Consider the following 663-nt stretch of genomic DNA (forward strand, 5'->3'; position numbering starts at 1 on the left):
AATCCATAATATTTCCAGAATTATCTTATGTATAAGACTATATTAATTTTCTTTTTATTTCCATTTTCTATATTGTCTATCCAAATATCTCCAGAATGTTTAACTATAATATTATAAGAAGTATATAAATACAAGTTATTAAAATTATCATCATTATAATTTAATAGCGGAGTTTTAAATAGTTTCAATTCCACTTCTTCTGGTATTTTTTGGGATTCAAAAGCAATTTTTATCAAAACATTACTATTTATTAAATTATTCTTAAACCCATTATTAAATAAAAACTCCTCTTCGTTATAATCTATTGAGCTGTAAGATATATTTATAAAACTATTAACTTTAGCTATATTATATATAAATAAAAATACATTTGATATTGAATTGATTATTCTATTTTTATCCAAAAATGCCATATAAGTTTTTTCATTTTCTTCTTCTAAAAATTCGATTTTAATTCGTTTGGAAAGAAATAAATCGGAAAAGTCATTTGCAATATCATTAATAATTTCATTTATATTTTCGTTGGTTTTATTTAGAACTAAATTATTTGAATTTATATCGTTAAAATCATAAAATACTTTCATAGCTATATCTATTAAAAAAGATTGCCTCAATATAGATTCTTTATTTTCTTTAATATAATTTAAAGAATCACTATCGTTT

The 663-nt window shown here is 19.8% G+C and carries 1 protein-coding gene; it reads right to left on the reverse strand.

Features of this window, described 5'->3' with window-relative positions; all coding sequences use genetic code 11:
• Positions 1–20: 20 nt before the first annotated feature.
• Positions 21–663 (reverse strand): histidine kinase (locus EZH24_RS14420; protein ID WP_161976187.1); only part of this gene is annotated, 643 nt, incomplete at its 5' end.

The organism is Brachyspira catarrhinii (genome assembly GCF_005518285.1).
Classification (GTDB): Bacteria; Spirochaetota; Brachyspiria; order Brachyspirales; family Brachyspiraceae; genus Brachyspira; species Brachyspira catarrhinii.